Annotated in this window: 16 protein-coding genes and 1 tRNA gene; 6 read left to right on the top strand and 11 right to left on the bottom strand. The window is 71.2% G+C overall.

Annotation, left to right across the window (positions count from 1 at the left end; translation table 11 throughout):
• Positions 1–73: 73 nt before the first annotated feature.
• Both AB0I76_RS04820 and AB0I76_RS04825 read left to right on the top strand, forming a co-directional pair.
• Entirely contained in the window at positions 74–3,853 is a 3,780-nt protein-coding gene (locus tag AB0I76_RS04820) for an FkbM family methyltransferase (RefSeq protein WP_357029972.1), read from the top strand.
• Entirely contained in the window at positions 3,850–5,028 is a 1,179-nt protein-coding gene (locus tag AB0I76_RS04825; protein WP_357029974.1) for an aminotransferase class I/II-fold pyridoxal phosphate-dependent enzyme, read from the top strand. Before AB0I76_RS04820 ends, AB0I76_RS04825 begins: the two co-directional genes overlap by 4 nt.
• A gap of 62 nt (positions 5,029–5,090) precedes the next feature.
• Here AB0I76_RS04825 and AB0I76_RS04830 read toward each other — a convergent pair whose 3' ends face one another.
• Together AB0I76_RS04830 and AB0I76_RS04835 are read right to left on the bottom strand one after the other, a co-directional pair.
• Positions 5,091–5,702, bottom strand: a complete 612-nt coding sequence (locus AB0I76_RS04830; protein ID WP_357029976.1) for a dihydrofolate reductase family protein — start codon at positions 5,700–5,702, stop codon at positions 5,091–5,093.
• Positions 5,695–6,909, bottom strand: a complete 1,215-nt coding sequence (locus tag AB0I76_RS04835) for an MFS transporter (protein ID WP_357029978.1) — start codon at positions 6,907–6,909, stop codon at positions 5,695–5,697. The genes AB0I76_RS04830 and AB0I76_RS04835 overlap by 8 nt, the downstream gene beginning before the upstream one ends.
• Positions 6,910–6,956: 47 nt before the next feature.
• On the opposite strand from AB0I76_RS04835, the gene AB0I76_RS04840 reads away from it, so the two are divergent.
• Positions 6,957–8,369, top strand: a complete 1,413-nt coding sequence (locus AB0I76_RS04840) for a PLP-dependent aminotransferase family protein (protein WP_357029980.1) — start codon at positions 6,957–6,959, stop codon at positions 8,367–8,369.
• A gap of 191 nt (positions 8,370–8,560) precedes the next feature.
• Here AB0I76_RS04840 and AB0I76_RS04845 read toward each other — a convergent pair whose 3' ends face one another.
• On the bottom strand, positions 8,561–10,858 hold the full coding sequence (locus tag AB0I76_RS04845) for a tetratricopeptide repeat protein (protein ID WP_357029982.1): 2,298 nt from the start codon (positions 10,856–10,858) through the stop codon (positions 8,561–8,563).
• Positions 10,859–11,278: 420 nt separating this feature from the next.
• On the opposite strand from AB0I76_RS04845, the gene AB0I76_RS04850 reads away from it, so the two are divergent.
• Entirely contained in the window at positions 11,279–11,815 is a 537-nt protein-coding gene (locus AB0I76_RS04850; RefSeq protein WP_357029984.1) for an ATP-binding protein, read from the top strand.
• Between the two features lie 350 nt (positions 11,816–12,165).
• Here the strand turns inward: AB0I76_RS04850 and AB0I76_RS04855 are convergent, their stop codons facing one another.
• Complete coding sequence (locus AB0I76_RS04855; protein WP_357029986.1) at positions 12,166–13,179, bottom strand: DUF2867 domain-containing protein; 1,014 nt, start codon at positions 13,177–13,179, stop codon at positions 12,166–12,168.
• Between the two features lie 49 nt (positions 13,180–13,228).
• Between AB0I76_RS04855 and AB0I76_RS04860 the strand changes: the two genes are divergently transcribed.
• Positions 13,229–13,906: a TetR/AcrR family transcriptional regulator gene (locus AB0I76_RS04860; RefSeq protein WP_357029988.1), complete on the top strand. Its 678-nt coding sequence runs from the start codon at positions 13,229–13,231 to the stop codon at positions 13,904–13,906.
• Positions 13,907–14,501: 595 nt separating this feature from the next.
• Here AB0I76_RS04860 and AB0I76_RS04865 read toward each other — a convergent pair.
• From AB0I76_RS04865 to AB0I76_RS04895, 7 genes are all read right to left on the bottom strand, one after another.
• Positions 14,502–15,317 carry an SDR family oxidoreductase gene (locus tag AB0I76_RS04865; protein ID WP_357029990.1) on the bottom strand — a complete coding sequence of 272 codons (816 nt, stop codon included), beginning with the start codon at positions 15,315–15,317 and terminating at the stop codon, positions 14,502–14,504.
• Complete coding sequence (locus AB0I76_RS04870; protein ID WP_357029992.1) at positions 15,314–16,498, bottom strand: lipid-transfer protein; 1,185 nt, start codon at positions 16,496–16,498, stop codon at positions 15,314–15,316. Before AB0I76_RS04870 ends, AB0I76_RS04865 begins: the two co-directional genes overlap by 4 nt.
• Positions 16,495–17,373, bottom strand: coding sequence for an alpha/beta hydrolase (locus AB0I76_RS04875; protein ID WP_357029994.1), 879 nt, complete (start codon positions 17,371–17,373; stop codon positions 16,495–16,497). Before AB0I76_RS04875 ends, AB0I76_RS04870 begins: the two co-directional genes overlap by 4 nt.
• 10 nt (positions 17,374–17,383) lie before the next feature.
• Positions 17,384–18,556 (bottom strand): substrate-binding domain-containing protein, encoded by a 1,173-nt coding sequence (locus AB0I76_RS04880; protein WP_357029996.1) that lies wholly within the window; start codon positions 18,554–18,556, stop codon positions 17,384–17,386.
• Positions 18,553–20,238: a class I adenylate-forming enzyme family protein gene (locus tag AB0I76_RS04885; protein ID WP_357029998.1), complete on the bottom strand. Its 1,686-nt coding sequence runs from the start codon at positions 20,236–20,238 to the stop codon at positions 18,553–18,555. The genes AB0I76_RS04880 and AB0I76_RS04885 overlap by 4 nt, the downstream gene beginning before the upstream one ends.
• A gap of 82 nt (positions 20,239–20,320) precedes the next feature.
• Positions 20,321–22,177, bottom strand: coding sequence for a GAF domain-containing protein (locus AB0I76_RS04890; RefSeq protein WP_357030000.1), 1,857 nt, complete (start codon positions 22,175–22,177; stop codon positions 20,321–20,323).
• Positions 22,178–22,483: 306 nt separating this feature from the next.
• Positions 22,484–22,570 (bottom strand) — tRNA-Leu (locus AB0I76_RS04895).
• Positions 22,571–22,790: 220 nt separating this feature from the next.
• Here AB0I76_RS04895 and AB0I76_RS04900 point away from each other — a divergent pair.
• Positions 22,791–23,359 (top strand): tetratricopeptide repeat protein (locus AB0I76_RS04900; RefSeq protein WP_357030002.1); only part of this gene is annotated, 569 nt, incomplete at its 3' end.

Raw genomic sequence — 23,359 nt, forward strand, 5'->3', positions numbered from 1 at the left:
CGCGTACACGGTCCGCTCCAGGGCATCGGCCAGGTGGGCGGCGGCGGCGTGGGACACCTGCACCGGGCGGGGCGTGCCGGCTCCGACCGACCCGGCGTACGTGATCTTCACCTCCGGCTCCACCGGCACGCCCCGCCCGGTGCAGGTGTCCCACGCCGCCGCCGCCCACCTGGCCGATGCCCTGGAGCGGACCGTGTACGCGGACAGCCCCCCGGGCCTGCGGGTGGCGGTGAACGCTCCGCTCACCTTCGACGCCTCGATGAAGCAGCTCGTGCAGCTCGGCCACGGCCGCAGCCTGTACCTGGTACCCGAGGAGGCCCGCCGGGACGGGGCGGCGCTGGCCGCCACGCTGGTCGAGCACGACGTCGACGTGCTCGACCTGACCCCCTCCCAGCTGCGCATTCTGCTCGCCGGGGCGAACGGCACCCGGCTGCCCCGGCTGCTGCTGCTCGGTGGGGAGGCGATCGCGCCGGACCTGTGGGAGAGGGTGGTGGCGCTGCCCGACGTCCGGGCGGTCAACCTGTACGGCCCGACCGAGTGCACCGTGGACACCAGCGCGGCGCAGGTACGGGCCGGGGACGCCCCGACCATCGGCCGGCCACTGCCCGGCGTCGCGGTGTGGGTGCTCGACGAGCAGCTTCGGCCGGTGCCCCCGGGCGTGGCCGGGGAACTCTGCGTCAGCGGACCGCAGCTCGCCGACGGGTACCGGGGCGACCCGGAAACCACCGCGCAGCGGTTCGTGCCGGTGGCGCTGCCGTCCGGCCGCACCGAGCGGGTGTACCGCACGGGCGACCGGGTCCGCTTCGACGCCGACCGACGGCTGCGCTACCTGGGCCGGCTGGATGACCAGGTGAAAATCCACGGATTCCGGGTGGAGCCCGGCGAGGTCGCCACGGTCCTGCGCGAGCACCCGGAGGTGGCCGACGCCGCCGTGGTGGCCCGCGACGACGACGGGCACGGCGACCGGCTCGTCGCCTACGTCCGGCCGGGCGGCCGATCGGTCACCGTCGACGTGGACGTCGACCGGATCGCCGGGATCAACCCGCACGAGACCCGCTACCTGTACGACGAGATCTTCGTCCAGCGGGTCTACCTGCGCGACGGCATCGTGCTGCGGCCCGGGGCCACCGTCCTCGACGTGGGCGCGAACATCGGCATGTTCTCCCTGTTCGTGCACGCCGTCTGCCCGGACGCCACGATCCACGCGTTCGAGCCGGTGCCGTCGGTGGCCGACGCGCTGCGCCGCAACGTCGCCGAGTTCGGCGTACCGGCCACCGTGCACGAGGTCGGGCTGTCCCGGACAACCGGGGAGGTGTCCTTCACCTACTACCCGGGCTACTCGATGATGTCCGGCCACTCCGCGTACGCCGACCCGGACGCCGAGGTGGCGGTGATCAAACGGTTCCTCGCCAACGAGCGGGACGCCGGCGCGGACGCCCGCGACGTGCTGCTCGACCGGGTCGACGAACTGCTCGCGGAACGCTTCGCCGGCCGCGAGCTCACCGTGCCGGTCCGGCCGCTCTCGGCCGTCCTCGACGAGGTCGCTCCGCAGCGGATCGACCTGCTGAAGATCGACGTGCAGCGCGCCGAGGCGGATGTGCTCGCCGGGCTGGAGGATCGGCACTGGCCGCTGGTCGCGCAGGTCGCCATGGAGGTGCACGACGCGCCCGGTACCGACACCGCGGGCCGGCTGGCCGAGCTGGTCGCCCTCTTCCAGGCGCGGGGCTTCGACGTGGTCACCCGGCAGGACGACCTGCTGCACGGCACCGACCGGCACACCCTGCACGCCGTGCGGCCCGAGTACGCCGCCGATCCGCGCCCGGCGGTGGTCGTTCCGGCCGGACCCACGGCCGGGCCCCTCGACGAGCGACTCACCGGCTGGCTGGCCGACCGGCTCCCGGTCCACCTGGTGCCGGCCGCGGTGGTGCTGCTCGACGAGCTGCCGCTGACCGGCAACGGCAAGCTCGACCGGGCGGCGCTGCCCGCGCCGCGCCTCGACCGGCCCCGCGACAGCACGGCGGTGGCACCGGCCAACCGGGCCGAGGAGATCCTGGTCGAGGCCTGGCGCGACGTTCTGGGAGTGGCGACCGTCGGCGTGACGGATCCGTTCTTCGCGCTCGGCGGCGACTCCATCCGCAGCATCCAGATGCAGGTTGCGGCGAACAAGCGGGGACTGTCCTTCCGGCTCGGCGACATCTTCACGTACCAGACGATCCGCGAGCTGGTCACGCACGGCGAGATCACCCTCCACGGGACCGACACCGGCCCGGCCGCGTCGGTGGAGCCGGCCGGGCGCTTCGCGCTGGTGGCCGCCGCCGACCGGGAGCTGCTGCCCGCCGGGCTCGCCGACGCGTACCCGATGACCACCCTCCAGCAGGGCATGGTCTATCACTGTGAGCTGACCGGCGACCCGGCGATGTACCACAACGTCACCGCGCACCGGATCGCCGCGCCGCTGGACGCGCCCGCGCTGCGGCGCGCGCTGGCCGCTCTGGTGGCCGCCCACCCGGTGCTGCGAACCGGGTTCGCGCTGGGCGCGTACTCGGAGCCGTTGCAGCTCGTGCACGCCGACGTGCCGGTCGAGGTGCCGGTGACGGATCTGACCGGCGCCGACCCGCAGACTCGCCGGGCCCGGATCGACGAACTCGTCGCGGCCGAACGGGTACGCCCCTTCGACTGGGCCCGCCCGCCGCTGCTGCGGCTGCACGCCGTTCGGGAGGACGCCGACACGTTCACCCTGATCGTCGCCGAGTACCACGCCATCCTCGACGGCTGGAGTTTGCACCTGTTCCGCACCGACCTGCTCGCCGCGTACGACCGGGAGCGGGCCGGGACGACCCACCCGGCCCGCCCCGGCCTGCCGTTCCGGGACTACGTGGCCGCCGAGCGGCGCGCCCTGGCCGACCGGGCCACCCGCCGGTTCTGGTTGGACGGCGCGGGCGCGGTGCCGCCGCTGCTGCTCGGTGGGGCGGGCCCACGGACCACCACCACTCAGCAGGTGCCGCTCAGGGCGGGCACCACCGACGTGGTCACCGAGGCGGCCCGGGCCGCCGGGGTGCCGGTCAAGTCCTGGCTGCTCGCCATCCACCTGCGGATGATCGGCGAGCTCACCGGCCGGGACGACGTGATCAGCGGCCTGGTGGTCGGCGGCCGGCCGGAGGGCGAGGGCAGCGACGCCACCCTCGGGCTGTTCCTCAACACCCTGCCGGTCAGCGTGGAGCTGGGCACCCGCTCGCCGGCCGAGCTGGCGGCCGAGGTGTGGCGGGTCGAACGGGACATGATGGGGCACCACCGCTTCCCGCTCGCGGAGATCGTCCGCTCCGGTGGGGCCGGCCCTCGCTTCGACCACTTCTTCAACTGGACCCACTTTCCGAACGGGCCGGCCGGCGGCGGCACCCGCATCGTGGACAGTCGGGGCATCACCGTGGACGTGGCGTTCAGCCTCGCCGTCGACGCCGAACTGGACGCCGACAGCGGCCGTCTGGCCCTCACCCTTCAGTACGACCATCGGACCGTCCCCACGGACCGGGTGGACACCTTCGCCGACGGTTTCCGCCAGCTGCTGGCGGCTGACCCGAACGCGCCGCTGCCCGCCGTGGCCACCGGCAGGCGGGCGGCCGGCGACGACGCGCGGGCGCGGTGGGCTACCCGGGTGGCGGCGGCCTGGCAGGAGGTGCTCGGGGTCGCGCCGGGTGATCCGGCGACCGACTGGTCGGCCGCCGGCGGGGACTCGCTGCGCGCGTTGCGACTGGTCACCGTGCTGCGGCAGCGCCACGGCAGCGACCTCACGCTGCCGGAGTTCGTGACGCTGGGCAGTTACGACAGACTGGTGGATCGGGTGGCCCGTTCATGACCGGTTTCAGCACGGCCGCCGTGCACGGTGACGACGGCCTGGTCCCGGGCGGGGCGGTGGCGCCGTCGATCGTGCAGAGCGTGACCTTCAGCGCCGAGTCCGACGAGCAGTTCACCGAGATCGCCACCGAGACACGGGGCAGTTCCTTCTACACCCGGTACGGCAACCCGAACCACGCCCAGGTGGCCGCCGTCGTCGCCGAGCTCGAGGGCGCGGAGACGGGCCTGGTCACCGCTTCCGGGATGGGCGCGATCAGCACCCTCGCGCTGGCCCTGCTCTCCGCCGGCGACCACGTGGTGGTGCAGCGCAGCACGTACGGCGGCACCACCTCGCTCGCCACCGGCCTGCTGCCACGGTTCGGGGTGTCGTACACCCAGGTCGACCAGACCGACACCGCGGCGTTCGAACGGGCGATGGGGCCGCGGACCCGCCTCGTGCTGGTGGAGACGCCGAGCAATCCGCTGCTGGAGCTGACCGACCTGACGGCCGTGGTGGAGCTGGCCCATGCGGCCGGCGCGCTGGTCGTGGTCGACAACACCTTCGCCACGCCGATCAACCAGCGTCCGATGGCTGCCGGGGCGGACCTGGTCTGGCACAGCGGCACCAAGTTCCTCGGCGGCCACTCCGACGTGTCGGCGGGGGTGGTGGTCGGCTCCACCGAGTTGGTCGAGCGGGTGTGGCAGACGGCCATCGTCACCGGCAGCACCCTCGGCCCGGTGGACGCCTGGCTGCTGCTGCGCGGCATCCGTACGCTGCCGCTGCGCGTGGAGCGGCACAACGCCAACGCCCTTGCCCTGGCCCGTGCCCTGGAGGAGCACCCGGCGGTGGCCCGGGTCCGCTACCCGGGGCTGCCGTCGCACCCGCAGCACGCGCTGGCCCGCCGGCACATGACCGGCTTCGGCGGGGTGCTCAGCGTCGACCTGAAGGCGGGCCGGGCGGGAGCCGCCGCGCTGCTGACCGGGCTGCGGCTGGCCAAACGAGCGGCCAGCCTGGGCAGCGTCAGCACGCTGGTGGTGCACCCCCGGTCGATGTGGGCGGGCATCGTGGACGCCGAGCAGTTGGCCGCCACCGGCATCTCCGATGGGCTGGTGCGCATCTCCACCGGCATCGAGGACACCGCCGACCTGGTGGACGACTTCCTCGCGGCGGCGGACAGAGCGGCCGAGGTGGGATAGCCCGGCGCGGAGACAGCGGAGGCGTGCAGGCGGTTCAGGGCGATGACGTAGGCGAGCGGCACTCACCTCACGACGCGAAAACGTAGGTGGGTGACGTGGGGTGACTCAATGACCGCGGTTCGTTCGAGTTCGATGTGATCGGTGCCCAGGTCGTCGAACAGTCGTGTTCCGGTGCCGAGCAACACCGGCACGAGTTGCAGATGAATCTCGTCCACGAGCCCGGCCCTGACGAACTGTTGTCCTGTGGTGGGACCACCCATGATCAGGACGCTTCTGTCGCCCGCTGCCTGTTGCGCCCGGCGCAGCGCGCTGTGGAGTCCGTCGGTGACGAACGTGAAACTGTCACTCTTCATGGTCAGCGGGTCGCGCGGCGCATGAGTGATCACGAAGCACGGCACCGGGAACGGGGTGTCCTGCCACAGGCCCACACCGATGTCGAAGGTACGCTTTCCGATCACCACGGCGCCGGTCGTCGCGTAACGTTCCCGTGCCTGCTCGGCATCGACCCCGACCGGGGTGGCGCCGTCGGCTGCCACCGCGCGATCCCCGCCGTCGTGGAACAACCACTCGTGCAACCGCTCGCCGCCTCTGCCCATCGGGTGTTCGGCGGTGACGTCAGGTCCGGCGGCGAAGCCGTCCAACGACACGCTCATGCTCAACAGGACGCTACCCATCTGGTTCTCCTTGTGCGGGCGGGAAACGACGCCACTCGCGCCATGCGGGCACGAGGACGGTAAGGAGAACGGCGGCGGTCAGCGCGAACCCCGCCGAATATCCGATCGGGGCGACAAGGAGACCGAACCCGACGGCCCCGACGCCCATCCCAGCGTCGTAGGCGAGGTTCCACAGCATGCTCACGCGCGGATAGCCGGACCTGGCTACGCGGTCGAACATCAGGGCCAACGTCACGTTCTGGGCGACGCCGAATCCGATGCCGAACAGCGCCACGCAGGCGATCACCGCCAGCGGACCGTGTACGCAGGCGAGCCCGGCGGTCCCCCCCACCACGGCGATGACTGCGGGCAGGAGCAGCCTGGCACCGTACCGGCTGCCGTACCGGCCCGCTGCCCAGCGGGCGAGCGGAGTGGTGCACGACTGCACAAGGAGCGCCACCGCTGCCAGCCCGGGCGATGACGCGGAGAGGCTGAGCGGGAGAAAGGTCAGCAGCACTCCGGCCACCAACGCGACGGCGGCGAAGACAACCATCGGGCGGGCAAGACCACCCATGTCGATCGGGTCCCGCACCACCCCGGTTGGCGCCGGCTCGACCCGCGACGACCTGGCGGGCAGGCCGCGCACCGCCATCAATGACAGCATCGCCAGGGCCGCACCGATGACGAAGACGGGTGCGAAACCGACGTGCCGGCTCAGCCACACCCCCATGGGGAGAAAGATGATCGATGGGATGCCGACGGCCGCGCCGTAATGCCCGAGCGTTTCGGTACGGCGAGCGTCCGGCGCCAGTTCGGCCGCCAGGGCCGCGCCTGCGACGAACACGATCCCCAGTCCCGCCCCGCGCAGGAGGCAGACCCCCAGCACCACCGGCGGCCACGACGACGCCAGGAGCACGATGGCCGGCGCCCCCAGCAGCACCAGGGCCAGCGCCACGACCGTCCGGTAGCCGCATCTACGGATCAACGCTGGCGCGGCCAACTCGGTCAACACCGTGCCGAGCATCAGGACCCCGGTCGTCAGGCCCGCGCCCACCCCGCCTGCGCCGGTTCCGACCGCGTACAACGGTACGACCGGCATCAGCAGGTAGAAGCTGCCCAGCGCGCCGAGCGAGGCCACCAACAGCCGTACCAGCGGCGTAGTCAGGATCGGCTCGACGATCGTGCTCGCCGAGGCGTTCGCCTGCGCGGCTGGCGGGTGGTGAACCATGGGGGAACAGTAGGACCGCAACAGGTCCATCTGTAAGGTCCAGTTTGATGCCTGTCCAGTGGACCAGTTTCGGACCTGAGCTGCCCCTGCCTGTTGACCGGAACAGCGGGGAACCGCTCCGCAACCAGATCGAACGCGCGCTGCGGGAAGCCATTCGAACCGGTCGGTTGGGCGCTGGCGAACGGTTGCCCTCATCTCGCGTGCTAGCCGGCGACCTCGGCGTCTCCCGCGGTCTGGTCACCGAGTGCTACGCCCAACTACAGGCCGAGGGTTACCTCGTCGCCTCCCCTGGCGCGGCCACGCGTGTGGCCGTGACCGCCCGCCAGTCGCCGGACCGTTCGGTGCGGCCCACCGACAGCGTGCCGGTCGGCATCGACTTCCGGCCCGCCGTACCCGACCTCTCGAGCTTTCCCCGCGAAGAGTGGGGCCGCGCACTGCGCCGCGCCTGCCGAGATGCGCCAACTCACCTACTCGCCTACCCCGACCCGTACGGCGACCCAGCACTGCGCCAGGTACTCGCCGCCTATCTTCGACGGGTCCGTGGCGCGGCCACAGACCCTCGCCACACGGTCATCTGCGCCGGGTACGCGCAAGGGCTTCAACTGCTCCTGCGCGCGCTCGCCGACGACGGCGTCAAGACCGTAGCCGTCGAGGACCCCGGCGATCCCGACCACCGCACGATTGGCAAGGCGCTGGGTCTGGAGGTCGTCGCCGTACCCGTGGACGTGCAGGGCATCGACGTAGAAGCCCTCTCGGCAACCAACGCACGCGCCGTCATCCTCACCCCGGCACACCAGTCACCCACCGGCGCCGTCCTGACCCCGCAACGGCGACATGCCGTCGTCGCGTGGGCATCGGCCCGAGACGCGACGATCATCGAGGACGACTACGACACCGAATTCCGATACGACCGTGAGCCGGTCGGGGCCCTCCAAGGCCTCGCCCCGGACCGGGTAGCGCTGCTCGGCTCTGTCAGCAAGTCACTCGCACCCGCCCTGCGGCTTGGCTGGGCACTCACACCACCACACCTGTCGGCCGCAGTCGCCAAGCACAAGCAGCTCGCCGATCGCGGCTCACCCGTCATCGACCAACTCGCCCTCGCCGAGCTACTCCGCGGTGGCACGTACGACCGGCACCTACGCCACATGCGCCGCCGCTACGCCACGCGCCGCAATGCCCTCGTGGAAGCGCTGCGGGAACACGCACCCGCCATCGAGCTTCATGGCCTCGCCGCCGGCTTCCACGCCGTCGCCCAACTACCAACCGGCGCCGACGAATCGTCCATCATCACAGCCGCCCGACACCGATCCGTGGGCCTCTACGGCATGAGCAGCTACCGCATGACGTCGCAACCGCATCCAGCGCAACTCGTTCTCGGCTTCGGCAACCTCACCACGGACGACATCCGCGAAGGCATCCGCATCATCGCCGACCTGCTGCACGCCGCCACCCCAGCATGATCAGAACGGCCGGTGCGAGATCGAACAACCATCGTCCTATGTGGTCATTGTCGGCGAACCGGTAGAGCACGAAGTCGGTAACAGCACAGGCGGACACCTCCCCGCCTGGTCACGGCTCTGTCAACGCCGCACCCGAGGAGCACGACGATCTTCGCTGGTTTCGGCCCAGCGATCTCGCAGACCTTCGGTACTCAGGGCCGACTCGCTCTCGGGTCGGTGTCGTCGGGGCTCATACGGTCGCCATCGGCGCTCGGTCGGGTCGAGTCGAGCGTCGCCAGGGAACTCCGGACCCTACTCGCGAACTCCATGTTGCCCAGCCGTTCGTACACTCCGATCGCCGCCCGGTACGCCGTGGCCGCCTGGTCCGGACGACCCTGAGCGGCCGCGACGGCGCCGAGCGCGTGGTGCGCCCCGCCCACCCCGGCGCCGTGCCGGATACGCGTGAAGATCTCCAGCATGGCGCGGAAGTCCTGTTCGGCGTCCCGGTGCCGCTCGTCCTCCGCGGCGAGCCAGCCCCGTTCGTGGAAGCAGTACCCGCGGAGGAACTCGTCGTCCAGCCGGCCGGCGATGTCGAAGGCTCGCCTCGTCAGGGCAGCTGCCTCCGTCGGGTGGCCGGCGATCTTGTATCCGGCAGCCAGCCCCAGGAACACGTAGCCGTGCAGGGCCGTCTCCGTCGCCGGAAGGAGTGCCGCCGCCCGCTCCAGCGTGGGAATGCTGCGCTCCGGACGACCAAGGGTGTTGTAGAGGACGCCCAGGGCGGAGCGAACCTCAATCTCCTCCTCGACCGCGTGCGACCGTTGGAACAGTCGCAGTGCCCGCAGCAGCGGCTCCTCCGCCTCGTCCGGACGTCCGTACGACCGCAGCGCCTCGCCCAGTCGGCGGACGGTCTGTGCCAACTCCCCCGTGTCGGCGAGCTGCTCGGCGAGAGTGACGGCCTTCCGCGCCGCAGCCAGCTCAGACTCCACCTCGCCGGCCAATCCGTAGGAGTGCGAGACCCAGCGCAACGCGCGCACCCGTCTCCGGTCGTCGCCCGCCGACGCCGCGGCCTGCTCCGCCGATCGCCACAGCTGCAGTCGGTAGCTGTGGTCGTCGGCCGCGGTCAGCAGCGGATGCACCGCCTCCACCAGTGCCCACGCCTGGTCGGTGAGCCCCTCGGCGACCGCGGTCCGCAGCACGGCCAGGATGTTGTCGCGTTCGGCGGCGACACCGTCGCCCGACCCGGCCCTGTCCCGTAACCAGTCCAGCTGCCGGATGAGGCAGGCGGCACGGTCACCGGCCGTCTCCTGCCGCTCCACCATCTCCCCGGCGAACAGCCGCAGGAGGTCGTGCAGCCGGTAGCTCGACGGTGTCGGCGCCTCGACCAGGAAGGCGTCCACCAACCGGTCCAGGGCGTCCCGCACCACGGACGAATCGAGCCCGCACCGACGCGCCGCCGACTCGAGCCCGAACAGCACACCCGGATGCGACCCGGCTCGTCGAAACACCAGTCGGTCCACGTCGCTCAACTCCTCGTACGTGGACTGGAAGGCCGACCTGATCGTCCGGTCACCCAGCCGTAGCTCGTCGAGCCGGCGGCTCTCGTCCGCCAACCGGTCGGCCAGGGCGGACGGGGTCCAGCCGGGTCGGGCGCGGAGCCGGGATCCGACGATGCGCAGCGCAAGCGGCAGCCCCGCGCAGACCTCGACCAGCCGTCGGGCACCCGAGGGGTCCGCGGCGACCCGGTCCGCGCCGACCGTCGCCGCCAGCAGTTCGAGCGCCTGTCCGGACGGTAGCGCGTCGAGGGTCAGCACGGCGGTTCCCGGCAGGTCGGCGATCAACCGGCGACTCGTGACCAGGGTGAGACAGCCCGCACCCGCCGCGATCAGCGGCCGTACCTGCGCCGCGTCGCAGGCATCGTCGAGTACGACGAGAAGCCGCCGGTCCGCGACCACGGACCGGAAGCGTGACGACAGCTCCTCCAGCGTGCCCCGCCGTTCCTCCACGTCGCGGCCGAGTGCCCTGAGCATCCGGATCAGCGCTTCCTGCGACGGCACGGGATCGGGGCCGGCGCCGCCCAGGGCGATGTACAACTGGCCGTCCGGGAACCGCTCGCGGACCCGATGGGCGTAGGACACGGCCAGCGCCGACTTTCCCGTGCCCGCCGCCGCGGAAATGCTGACGACCTGTGCGCCGTCCGCGACCAGTTCCTCGACGGTGGCCAGCTCCGTCTCCCGGCCGGTGAGGCGCGGCGCGACCGGAAGTTCGCTCGGCGGGGACGGGGCTTCCGTCGGAGGGAGAGCGGATGACGCGGAAGGGTGGTCGACCTGTCCCAGCCGGTGCTGCCACAGAGCGAGGCCGACCCCGGCGAGGGCCAGCGCGGCGACCGTGGGCCAGGCCAGCCAGCCGTACGCCGCGACCGGTTCGGGCAGTTCACCGCCGGTCGCGACGTTGACCACGACGGCCAGCACGACCGAGAGCAGACTCGACACCGTCACCAGCAGCAGGGCCACATTCCGGCGAGGGTCGCGTCTCCCGCCCGGGGGGACCCGAGCCGGACGACCGCGCCACCTGTCGTCGCTCAACTGACCGCCGCCCTGGCCACGTCGGGCAAGGCGGGGACCACGCCACCACGCGAAGCCATCGACACCCAGAGATCGCCCGGCATGCGGCCATGATGCCAGTTCCGGTCTACCGGAGAGGTGCCCGCGCCAGGGCCGTCTCGCCCGGTCGGGACCACCGGTTGAAGCGTGAGCGATAGCCTGGCGTCTCAGGGGGACTGGTGCCGATGGTGAGCCATCACGGCCGCTCTCCGACCTGGCCTGGGGCGAGTCGCCGCAACGACAGGTCGATGCCGCGCCGAGCGCTGACGGCCGGCCGGCGGTATCAGTGGGCGTCGGTGGAGATGGGCCTCCGGTCGAAAGCGGGTGACGATGAGGCAACCGACACTCTTCCTCACCGTGGGACTCCCCTGCACGGGGAAGACCACTGCCGCTTGGCGCATCGAGATCGAGCAGAAGGCACTCCGTCTCACCAAGGACGAATGGGTGAAGGCTCTCTACGGGCACGAGAATCCGCCATCGGCTCAGGACGTGATCGAAGGACGGCTCATCCAGATCGGGCTGCGCGCCCTCGAACTCGGCACCAATGTCGTGATCGACTTCGGCCTCTGGAGCCGCAACGAGCGCTCCGCCCTACGCCAGGCCGCAGCGGACCTCGGCGCAACGGTGCAAATGCGCTACTTCGAACTCACCCCTGCCGAACAGCGCAGACGACTCGATCAGCGCCAAACCGAAGCCCCACACACGACGTGGCCCATGTCCGATGAAGAACTCGCCGAGTGGGCCGCCAACATCGACATCCCCACGCCAGGCGAGCTCGACGGCAGCGAACCCATCGATGACCCACCGGCCGGATTCGCGACATGGAACGAGTGGCGCACACACCGCTGGCCTCCGGCGGTCTCCTGACACCCGCTCCTCGCAACGTTGCCCGACTGCTCATCGACAGATTTGGTGTCCCAGGGGCGAGGTCGACCATGACGCCATGATCGTCGTCCGGGAAGAACTACAACAGGCGCCCAGGTGGCACCGGCGCCGATGCTAGGCCGTTGGGAGTCGGTTCTGGACGAGGATCGACACGGACCGATTCCCGACCGGGAGCGCGCCTCGACGGCGCTCGCGGGTTCGCGGGCCGGTCGTTGTGGCGCTCGGCTGGCATCCTTGCGTTGCCGGACGGCGATCGGTTGCTCAAGCCGTGGGATCTTTGTATCGCTGGCGGCGGCCGTTGCGCTGGCGAGCCGGGCTGGTTCCGCTGCTGTCTAACCGCGGCGGCGTGCCTTATCAGCCGCGTGTCCCGGCGAAGCCGGTGGACCACCAGGGGCGATGGTGGTCCGGCCGGCGTGGCGCAGCATCGCCCTGACCACCAGTGGGTGTATCAGGCGTACGGCGGCGAGGTAGGCGCGGCCGGACCGGGAACGGGTCCCTGCCAGGGTGGCGACGGTAATCGTCGTGCCGTCGGGGTCCGGCTCGACCAGGACGCTGGCCCGAAAGGTCAGGTGGCTGGCGTCGGTGCCGAGCAGCACCTCCCGGTCGGAACGGGTGATGGTGTCGAAGGCTGAAGCGTCGCTGCGCTCGATGCCGAGCGGGGTGACCAGTCGATTCCGCAGGCGCAGCAGCGCAACCACAACTCGGGGCGGATTGCGGAAGATCGCGGCCGCCCAGTCCTGCGGATCGGTGGTGGTGCCGGGTGGCACCCGCAGGGCGAAGGCGTCGGCCAGATCGGGCCGGTGGACGGAGTCGTGCAGCAGGGTCGCGGCAATGGGGATTGGCACGACGCGTACGCGGACGCTCTCCATGCTGACGGCGAGCCGGGCCCGCCACGGGTACCGGACGGGATGCGCGACGGTGCCGGTCACGGCGCGTTCGGCGTTGTCCAGCAGGTGTTCGATGACGGTGTCGTGGCAGACCCGTACCAGGGCGGGCCAGAGCAGCCGCATGCGGCCGACCGGCCGGGCGCTCAACCGGTGCCGCAGCAGGCAGGCGTGCGGGCCGCGCTCCTCGACCTCCAGGATGTGGCTACCGATCAGGCCGGTGCGCGGGTGGAAGGTCAACTCGACCCGTCGACCCGGCTCGTACCCGGTGACGTGGTACCGGATCGGACCGTGTCCGCCATCGGCGCCGACGGCGAGCGGCCGGTCGAACCGCATCGGCATCCAGGCGGGTGTGGGCCAGAGCGAGTCGTCGGCGGCGCCGATCCGGTCTACGAGCCGGCCCGCCTCCGCCGCCGGAACCGGTAACGCGCGATCGTGGGTGTTGTGCACCGTGGCAGCCATCGTCGCCTCTGTACGCTCCCGTATGTTTTCCATACGCTACCGTACAGTGATGAGCCAGCGACGTGTCCAGCGCGGTACCGGGGAGCGGACGGCAACCCGTTTGACGGCCGACGACTGGACCTCGGCGGCCTTGGACGCGATGGCCGGCGGGGGCCTCGCGGCGGTCGCGGTGGAGCCCCTCGCGGCCCGGCTGGGTGCCACGAAGGGCAGCTTCTACTGGCACTTCGCCAACCGGGACGCCCTGATCGAGGCGGCCGTGCTGCGGTGGGAACGCGAGCACACCGATGCCGTCATCGGCCACGTCGACAACGAACCCGACCCGCTCGCCCGGCTTCGGCTGCTCATCGGCCTGGTCCTGGAATCCACGGTGTTTCAAGAGGACGGTTCCATCGAGCTCGCGATGCTGGCCACCGCCGACCACCCACACGTCGCTCCAGTGCTCGCCCGGGTCACCGAGCGTCGGGTGGCGTACACCGCAGGGCTGTTCGCCGCGCTCGGTTGGCCGGCCGAGGAGGCTCGGCGCCGTGGGCTGCTGGCGGTCACCGCCTACCTGGGCTATGCGCAGATGGCGCACGTCGCGCCGGGAACCCTGCCCGCCGCCGAGGCGGACCGCCACCGCTACGTCGACCAGACCGTCCGACTGCTCACCGCTCCCGACATCGAAACCCACGGCAAGAAGGTGCCGTCCGGCGGCGACACGCCGGTGCCTGATCCGTCCGGTGGATGACCTGCGTGGCCCGGGACCCGGGAATCAGCGGCCAGTCCATCTATGCCTGGTGGCGACAAGACCGCATCGACCCTGGCCTGGTGCCGGGGCTGAGCAGCGAAGAAAGTGGAACTGACCGCGGCGAATCAGCGAATCGCAGAGGCGCGCTTCTTGGGCGAGCTGACAGTCGGCCTGGGCAGACCAGCGCCCGAGGTCCGAATCGATCCAAAGCAGAGAACACGGGGGCAATGGTGACCTGGCTCCACATCGAGATGGCCGGTCAGACGATGCCGTTCGGCGATGACCCGGTCGGATTCATCGAGGGCCTGGGCGAGCACGTCATTCCCCGGCTGGGAGATCTCGCATGACCGCACTTCCAGGCTCGTGACACGCTGACATTGCCGCCCTGCCAGCCGGACAGATGTGCCAGCCGACGAGCCGGGTATAGAAGGCGACGTCACCCGGAATGTCGGTCGTGCCGATGTCGACCAAGGTCGGGGGCGGGCGAGCTGCGCCCCGGACCTCGGCCCGCCGACAGGGAACGCTCCCGGCAGGTTCCTGTCGTGGTCACGAGCCGGAGGCGAGGTGGCCACGCGCTCACCCCTGAAGTCGGGATCTAAAAGGTGTAGCCGCCTGCGCAGACGACGACCTCGCCGGTGATGTAGTCGGATTCGGGTGTGCAGAGCAGGTAGGCGGCGCCGGCGGCTTCCTCGACGGTGCCGGGCCGGCCGAGCGGGATAGCTCGGTCGAGACTGTCGGCGATATCGTGGTTGATGCCGACCGATAGCTGCCGGCCGTCGATGTCGATGGCACCTGGGCCGTCGGGGTCGGTCAGCCGGGTACGGATGACGCCGTAGGCGACGGCGTTGACGTTGACCGCGTACCGGCCCCACTCCTTGGCCAGGGTCTTGGTCAGCCCGATGATGCCGGCCTTGGCGGCCGCGTAGTTGGCCTGACCCGGGTTGCCGGACAACCCGGAAATCGACGAGATGTTGACGATCTTCCGGTGGTGCAGGTTGCCGGAGGACCGGTCGCGCTCGGCCAGTCGCTTGATGACCGGTTGGGCGGCCCGCAGGAGCCGGAACGGCGCGGTGAGGTGGACGTCGAGGATGGCGCTCCACTGTTCGTCGGTGGTCTTCTGGATGACCGCGTCCCACGTGTAGCCGGCGTTGTTGACGATGATGTCCAGCCCGCCGAGGTCGACGGCGGCATCGACGGCACGCTTGGCGAAGCCGGGTTCGGTGATGCTGCCGGTCACGGTGACCGCCGCACCGCCGGACCGGGCGATGAGGGCGACGGTCTCGGCAGCGGGCGCGGGATCCAGGTCGTTGACGACGACCCGGGCGCCGTGGGCGGCGAGTTTGACGGCGATGGCTTGGCCGATGCCTCGGCCGGAGTCGGTGACGACAGCGACGCGGTCTGTCAGGTTCATCGGGTCGCTTCCAGGAGGGTGACGACGCAGGCGCCACCTAGTCCGATGTTGTGGGCGAGTCCGAGGCGTACGCCGTCGACTTGGCGAGCGGCGGCAGCGCCGCGTAGCTGCCAGCTCAGCTCCGCGACCTGGGCCAGACCGGTGGCGCCGAGCGGGTGGCCCTTGGCGAGCAGGCCGCCGGAGGGGTTGACGACCACCTGGCCGCCGTAGGTGTTGGCGGCGTCCGCGACGAACTTCTCGGCAGTGCCCTCCGGGGTCAGCCCGAGGGCTTCATAGCTGATGAGTTCGTTGGTGGTGAAGCAGTCGTGCAGCTCGACCACGGGGATGTCGCCGGGATCCACGCCGGACGACTCATACACCTGGCGAGCCGCCCGTCGGGTCATGTCGTAGCCGACCAGGCGCATCATGTCGGTGTCGCCGTCGAACGTGCCGGGAGTGTCGGTGGTCAGTGCCTGAGCGCGGATGGTCACCGTGGTGGGCAGACCGTGGGTACGGGCGAAGTCGGTGCTGCACAGCACGGCCGATGCGGCACCGGACGTGGGTGGGCAGCATTGCAGCCGGGTCAGCGGCCCGTAGATTGCCGGGGAGGCGAGCACCTGTTCGACGGTGACCGGGTCACGGAACACGGCGTTCGGGTTGGCGGCGGCGTGCCGGCGGGCCTTGACGACGATGGCGGCGAAGGTCTCCGGCCGGGTGCCGTGGCGGCGGGCGTACTCGACGCCCGCACCACCGAAGTAGGCATGCGCGAACGGCACGCCGCCATCGTCCTGCAGCCGGGCGCGGGTGGTGTCGCCGCGGTCGAGCGGGCTGTCCCGATCGTCGAACGCCATCCCCAGCGCACCCGGTGTCATCTGCTCGAAGCCGAGCACCAGGACGCAGTCGGCGGCGCCGGTGGCGACGGCCTGGCGAGCCAGCCACAGTGCCGAGGAACCGGTGGCGCAGTTGTTGGTGACGTTGATGATCGGGATGCCGGTGACGCCCAGCCCGTACAGGGCCGCCTGCCCGCAGGTGGAGTCGCCGTACACGTAGCCGGCATATGCCTGCTGGATCTGGTGGTACTCCACGCCCGCGTCGGTGAGCGCGGCCCGGGCCGCCTGCGCACCCATGACGTGATACGGCAGGCTCTGCGATGGCTTACGGAACGGGATCATCCCGACCCCGGCGACCTGCACCGCTCTCACGCGAGCCGTCCGATGTGGTCGGCGACGAGCGCTGCCCCCTTGGGGCTCAGCAGGATCGTGTAGTGGTTGACGTCGTCGACGCGTGCCACAGTGATCCGGGTGCGGTCCACACCGGCGGCATCCAGCCGGACGTCGTCGTAGAGGCCTTGCGGCTCGTCGAGGACTCCCCGTTCGCACCACAGCAGCATGGTGGGGCAGCCGACGTGGTTGATCGCGGTGGTGGTCAGCGGATCGAGGAGGGTGTCGGTGGCGTCGGCGCGCACCGCATCCAGCGAGCACGACGACCGCAGGGCCGGCGTCTGGCCGATGAGGTCACGCAACGCGTACGCCTCGATGACCGGCGTCCAGTCCGCGGACAGGGCGGGGTGGGCGCGCCAGAAGTCCAGGTACGCCTGCGAGCTGTCGAACGTCATCTGCAGTCGGCCCATCGCCGGGCCGATCACCGCCTGCAGGATCTGGTCGATGTCGGCGCCCTCGGGTACCTGAAGGGTGACGCCGCCGTCGACCAGCAGCAGGGCCGACACCCGCTGTGGGTGGCGGACTGCGGTGACGGCGGCGACGAAGGCGCCCATGGAGTGACCCGCGATCGCCACCTGCTGCAGGCCAAGGTGGTCGGCGACGGCGATGAGATCGTCGGCATGCTGGGCGAGCCCGTACGGGCCGGGCAGGCCGGCGCTGCAGGCGCGGCCCCGCAGGTCGGCGGCGATCAGCGTGGCCCGGCCGGCCAGGGCGTCGGCGACGGCCGCCCAGGACAGGGCGTTGGCGGTGATCCCGTGGGCGGCCAGGACGGTCGGTGCGGCCGGGTCGCCGGCAGCCCAACGGCAGACCCGCAGGGTGCCGCCGCGCACGGGGATGTCGAGTTCGTCGAACGACATGGTGCTGCTCCTACTGCTTCATCGCCACGACGGGCGGGGCGGTCTCGTCGGCGGACAGGGCGCGTACGGCGGAAGGAACGAGCGTGCCGCCGTGGTTGGTGAAGCGGGCGTGGAACATCGGCTGCAGCATGGCGTGGTCGGCGGCGCGGATCGTCTGCCGGCCCTTCGGGGCGTCGAACCTCCACCCTTCGAGCGCGGTGATCTGCTTGTCGACATTGTCGGGGCTGGCCTGCACGGCGTGCACGAGCATCAGCGCGGCGACGAAACCGTCGGCGGTGAACAGGTCGACCTGTCCGCCGCCGGCCGTGACCGCGGCGATCATCGCCTGGTTGACGGGGTTGGTGGTGGCCTCGGCGAAGTAGTGGGCGGCCAGGGTCAACCGGGAGGCGACGTCGGCCAGGGTCGGGTAGGAGGCGCGCAGGTCCAGGCCGGTGACGACGGTGGTGTGGTCGAGGGCGCCCTGCTGTTTGAGCGCCTGCCACATGGCCGGAGCGGTGTTGCCGGCCCACGCGACCGACAGCAGGTCCGGCTTGACGACAGCGGCCTGGGCGGCGAAGGGAGTGAAGTCGACCGCCGAGACCGGAACCAGGATCCCCGAGACGACGGCGCCGCGCGGATTGGCCTTGACCGCCGCGAGGTTGGCCTGACCGAAGGTGTTGTCCTGGGCGAAGACGAGGATCTTCTTGCCGGTGGTGTCGCCAACCATCGCCTGGGTGGTGGCCAGGTCCTGCAGGGTTTGCCGGCCGGAACGGAACGTGTAGCGGTTGATGCCGGTGATCGCGTCGGTGGCGGCCGGGCCGGAAAGGTTGAGCACCTTGTTCTGGGCGGCGATCGGGGCGACCTGGACAGCGACGCCGGAGGCGATCGAGCCGCCGATGATTCGCGCGCCCTTGCCGATGAGGTCCTTGGCGGCGGAGACCGCCTTGGCCGGATCGGCGGTGTCGTCGACCTCGGTGACCTCGACCTTGTGGCCGTTGACGGTTCCGGTGTCACCGGTGGCGTACGACAGCCCGGCGTGGAAGCCGGCCAGCCATTGTTGCCCGTAGGCGGCCAGGGGCCCGCTGGTGGTGACGATCAATCCCACCATGACGGGGCCGGTGTCACCAGCGGTCTCTGTGGGACTGGCACAGGCGCCGGCCAGCAGTACGCACGCCACGGCGGTGGCGAGTCGGGACCGTCTCATCGTGGCTCCTCGGCGGAGTGGGTGACCTGGGGGCGGCGGAAGGTCGCCTCGCGGTAGGCGAGCAACTCGGGGGCGAGGCGATTCTTCAGTTCGATGCGTTTGGCCTTGCCGGTGGCGGTGTAGGGCACGTCGTCACCGAAGATGACGACCTTGGGCTGGTGGGCGAAATCCAGCCGGCCGGCGCAATGGTCCAGCACCTCCTGCTCGCTGAGCGGACCGTCGGCGACGACGTAGGCGGCGATCTCGTCGCCGTAGACGCGGTGCTCGAAGGGCACCGCGAGGGCGAAGGTGATCCGTGGATGGGCGCGAAGCACCTCGTCGATCTCGAACGGGGAGATGTTGTGCCCGCCGCGGATGATGAGTTCCTTGAGGCGGCCGGTGATGAAGAACGTTGGACGCCCGCCTGGTCCTGGTCGCCAGAAGCCCTCGTCGCCGGTGTGGAACCACCCGTCGCGGAAGGCGTCGGCGGTGGCGTCGGGGCGGCCGGCGTACCCCTGCATGACGATGGCGCCCCGCACGGCGAGTTCACCGCGGACCTCCGCCGGCACCGGGCGTCCGGTGAACGGATGCAGGACGGCCATCTCGGCGTGCGGCAATGCGCTGCCGATGCTGGGGAAGCCGAAGTCGGCGTGCCACCCGCTGCGCTCATCGGCGGGAAGTGCGGGCATCGCGCACGCCACGCAGGTGGTCTCGGACAGGCCGTAGATGTGCCGGATGGCGATGGCGAACCGATTCTCGAAGGCCATGGCGGTCTCCACCAGCAGCGGACCGGCACCACACAGCACCTCCGTGAAGTGCGCCGGTGCCTGGCCGCCTGCGGCGAGCAGGAATTCCAGGAGGGTCGGCACCAGGCTGGCGGTGGTGGCCCGCTCATTGGCGACATCGCGCCAGAACGTGTCGGTGCGGAACCGGTCGGCCAGGACCGCGGAGGCGCCGGTGTGCCAGGGCAGCAGGCTGGAGATGACCAGCGCGTTGGCGTGATGCACCGGCAGCACCGTGTAGACCCGGGTGGCGGCGCTCCAGGCGAAGGTGGTGGCCAGCGCGTCCAGGTCGGTCAGCAGGTTGCCGACCGTGGTGATGATGCCCTTCGGCTCGCCGGTGGTCCCGCTCGTGTACAACCGCAGCGCCGCCACGTCCAGGCCGGTCGCCGGATCATCGATCCGGCCGCCCCCCGCTGTGGGCAGGTCACCGGTGTCGTAGCGCGGGATCGACGTCATGGCGCCCAGGGCCGCGGCGCGGTCGGCCTGCTCGGGCACGTGGATCAGCAGGCTTGCCCCTGAGTCACGCAGCACGTACGTCTGCCGGTCGATGGCTTCCTGCGCGTTCAGCGGTACGCAGCACGCCCCGACCAGCCAGCATCCGTACGCCACCGCCAGCGCGTCGGCGGTGTTGCCGGCCAGGGTCGCGACCGCGTCGCCCGGGCCGATGCCCCGGTCGCGCAGCCACGCAGCGGTCCCCTCGACCCGCTGCTGCCACTGCCCGACCGACCACTGGCGGCGGGTGTTTCGCGCGTGGTGCAGCTCGGTCAGATACGGCTGGTGGAGGTCCGTGCGGTGGCGCAGGAACTCGGCGAAACCCGCGAATCTGGGTCGGAAGTCGTCGACGGGCAACCGGGGATCGGCCGCCTTCTGGACGGACAGGGCCGACTCAGACGGGAGGATGGCGGGCTGGCGTGCGTCCATGACCGAAATCTAGGAACCGCCAGGGCCCGGGACGACGGGTCGAGCATCCGTTACGCACGTGGCCTTGTGGAGGTTTCCTCCACTACCGGCCCCGGCCGAGGTGCCGGTCGATGCGATGAAGCTTGATTGCCAGCTGGATCTGCAGGGCTTGATCGCCGGTCCGCCAGCCGGCACCGAGCAGTCCGTTGATGCGCTCGATGCGCTGATACAGCGTGTTGGGGTGGATGAACAGTGCGGCAGCCGCGCGGGCATGGGCGCCGTCGGCGTCGAAGTAGGCCTCGACGGTGGCCAGCAGGTCGGATCCGCGCTGCGCGTCGTAGTCCAGCACGGGGCCGAGGGTGCGGCGGACAAAGCGCTCGACCCGGTCCTGACCGGCCGAGCCGAGCAGAAGACCGAAGGCGCCCAGATCGTCCGGGGTGGCGACGGTGCCCGCGCGACCCAGCGCCAGCACGACATCCACGCACCGGCGGGCCTCCCGATATGCCGCACGAGTCGCGGCCGGCCCCGCGGCCGGGCCACCCGCACCGACAGTGACCGGGCAACCGGCCCGTCGAGCACGGTCGGCTGCCTGCCGTGCCGCGACATCCGGGTCAGCCGACGGAATCAGCAAGACGACCGCGCGGCCGTGGCCACCGCCCAGGCCGCCCCGCTCACCGGCCCACCCGGTCAAGGCGCTGACCGCCATCCTCGGGTCTTCGTCGCGGACCGGCTGGGCCACCACGACCGCGTGCGGCTCGTCGAGGTCGGCGCCGAGCAGCCCCGCTCGGCGACGTAGCCCATCCGGCTCGGGTTGGGTATCAGCGAGCAGGTCGGCCAGCAGATCGCCGCGCACTCGCTGCTCCGCCTCAGCCAGCTGCCGTTGGGTGAGCATGAGGATGGCCACGACCAGCGCGGCCCGTTCGAGGGTGCGCCGGTCGTCGTCGTCGAGCCCGCCCCGGCCGGCCGCCAGCACGGCCAGCGGCTGGGTGCCGGCGGTGACCGGGGTGGCGCACCCGTCCGGAGTGGCCACCGTCTCCTGGGCGGTGATCGCCGCTTGGCAAGCCGTGGCGAGCCCACCGGTCAGCACCACCGCCTCATCGCCAACACCTGGCGCGGTAGCGAGGATCCGTAGCGCCGGATCGGCAACCACGACCCGCGCAGCGAGGGCCTCCGCGACCACCGCCGCGACCTCCGGCAGCTGACCGCCGCGGGCCGCGACGGCCGTGAGCCGTTCATGCACGCTCGCCGCGCGCTCCACCAGATCGCTGTGCGCGCGGACGTCAGCGAACAGCGAAGCCGTCTCGATCGCGATCGCGGCGTGGGCGGCCAGCGAGATCAGCAGAGCGACTTCGGAGTCGCCGAACGGCCGCTCCCGCCGGTTGGCCGCGAACAACACCCCGATCACCGACTCGCGCAACAGCAGCGGCACACCGAGCACGGCGATCAGGCCCTCGGCGTTGACGATCGGGTCGACGGTGTGCTTGAACCGCCGGTCGCGCGGGTAGTCCGGGGTCGCGTACGGGCGTCGGGTCTGCGCCACCAACCCGCCCAGACCCGCGCCCATGGCCAACCGGGCAGTCTTGAACGCGTCGGTGCGGATGCCGTCGGTCACCCGCACATACGTGTCGCCCCGCCGCGAGTCGATCAACATTAGATACGCCGCCTCGGTACCAAGCAGCGCCCGCGCCCGGGCGACGATCGCCTGCAACACCTCCTCAAGGTCACGGCGCGACGACAGGTCCCCAGCGGTCTCGTACAGAGCGGTCAGTTCGCGCTCGCGACGGCCAAGGTCAGCCAGCCGTTCGCTGACCACACGGGCGAGCTCGACGCTTTCCCCAGCGCGCGGATCATCGTCCCCAGGTGCAGCCAAGGAGGCAAAGGCATCGGCAGCTGTGGCGTCGGTTCCGGCGAGCAGCCGAAGCGCGCGCACCGCCACGTCGTGTTCGTCGCCGGCGGCCACCGCCACACACCCCCTTTCGGTTTGTGACCGCGGACGGTAACACGACCGAAACGGAGGCGGTCATCAACGGCAACCGCGTGAGGACTTCCGTCGTGAGAACGTCAGGCCACAGCCCTCGCCGTACGGGGAGAACAGAGATCACGACCTGGTGACAGCGCTCGGCGACATCGCCGCCGTACTGCACGACGCGGACCCCGCCGACAAGGCCGAGGTCTACCGCCAGCCTGGCCTCCGGCTCACCTACGAGCCGGAAACGCAAACGGTGCGCGCTCTCGTCGATCTGAGCACGCACCGTGAGGTAATTGTTGGTGTCCGAGGGGGGACTTGAACCCCCACGCCCTATACGGGCACTAGCACCTCAAGCTAGCGCGTCTGCCATTCCGCCACCCGGACCTGCTCGTCCAGCCTACCGCGCCAACCGAATGATCTTCCCACCGGTTGGCCGCCCGGCGGGCCGCACGGGGAGTTACTGTACACGCCCCGGATGGATCATGCACATCGGCTTCCGCCAGGTGAGCGGTGGCGGCTCCGGCCTCGTGATCAAGGGCGAATCCGGGTCTTTCCCGGCGGGTCCGGGTAGCGGTCGGGCGGTCGGTGGCGGCAGCATGACGGTGTGTCCCATCCCTCCCCGCTCGCCACGGTCCAACACCGGGCTCTCGCCCTGCGGGACGCGGGCGAGCACGCCGCCGCACGCCGGTTGCTCACCGACGCCGTCGAGTCGGCCCGCCCGCCGTACGGGCCGGACCACCCGGACACCCTGAGCACCGCGCACCTGCTGGCCCGGCTGCACCGGGAGGCGGACGAGCCGAGCGCGGCCCGCCGGGTGCTGGAGGAGGCGTTCGCGGCCGGGGAGCGCCGCTGGCCGCACGCCGATCCACTGATGCTGGCGCTGGCCTTCGAGTTGGCCGCCGTCGCGGACGAACTGGGCAACCGGCACGAGGCCCGCCGCAACTTCACCCGCGTCGTCACCGCCGGCCCCGCCGTGCTCGGCGAGGACCACCCGGCCGTACGCACGGCACGCCGCTACCTCGGCCTCCCCGACCCGTCACCGGCGGCCGCACCGGCTCCACCCGGTCCCGGCGGAGTCGCCGCGCCGCCACCGCAGGGGCACCCCACCGCGCCGATCCAGGCCGGCCCGGCCGCAGCCGCTCCGCCGGCCGGGGACAGGTCGTTCGCCCAGCC

It is taken from the genome of Micromonospora sp. NPDC049799 (assembly GCF_040656655.1).
In the GTDB taxonomy this organism is placed as follows: Bacteria; Actinomycetota; Actinomycetes; order Mycobacteriales; family Micromonosporaceae; genus Micromonospora.

Bases quoted from the DNA above. Each gene is read 5' to 3' on its own strand.
- AB0I76_RS04825 (WP_357029974.1), top strand. From the start codon at position 3,850: ATGACCGGTTTCAGCACGGCCGCCGTGCACGGTGACGACGGCCTGGTC.
- AB0I76_RS04830 (WP_357029976.1), bottom strand. From the start codon at position 5,702: ATGGGTAGCGTCCTGTTGAGCATGAGCGTGTCGTTGGACGGCTTCGCC.
- AB0I76_RS04835 (WP_357029978.1), bottom strand. From the start codon at position 6,909: ATGGTTCACCACCCGCCAGCCGCGCAGGCGAACGCCTCGGCGAGCACG.
- AB0I76_RS04840 (WP_357029980.1), top strand. From the start codon at position 6,957: ATGCCTGTCCAGTGGACCAGTTTCGGACCTGAGCTGCCCCTGCCTGTT.
- AB0I76_RS04850 (WP_357029984.1), top strand. From the start codon at position 11,279: ATGAGGCAACCGACACTCTTCCTCACCGTGGGACTCCCCTGCACGGGG.
- AB0I76_RS04855 (WP_357029986.1), bottom strand. From the start codon at position 13,179: ATGGCTGCCACGGTGCACAACACCCACGATCGCGCGTTACCGGTTCCG.
- AB0I76_RS04860 (WP_357029988.1), top strand. From the start codon at position 13,229: ATGAGCCAGCGACGTGTCCAGCGCGGTACCGGGGAGCGGACGGCAACC.
- AB0I76_RS04865 (WP_357029990.1), bottom strand. From the start codon at position 15,317: ATGAACCTGACAGACCGCGTCGCTGTCGTCACCGACTCCGGCCGAGGC.
- AB0I76_RS04875 (WP_357029994.1), bottom strand. From the start codon at position 17,373: ATGTCGTTCGACGAACTCGACATCCCCGTGCGCGGCGGCACCCTGCGG.
- AB0I76_RS04880 (WP_357029996.1), bottom strand. From the start codon at position 18,556: ATGAGACGGTCCCGACTCGCCACCGCCGTGGCGTGCGTACTGCTGGCC.
- AB0I76_RS04885 (WP_357029998.1), bottom strand. From the start codon at position 20,238: ATGGACGCACGCCAGCCCGCCATCCTCCCGTCTGAGTCGGCCCTGTCC.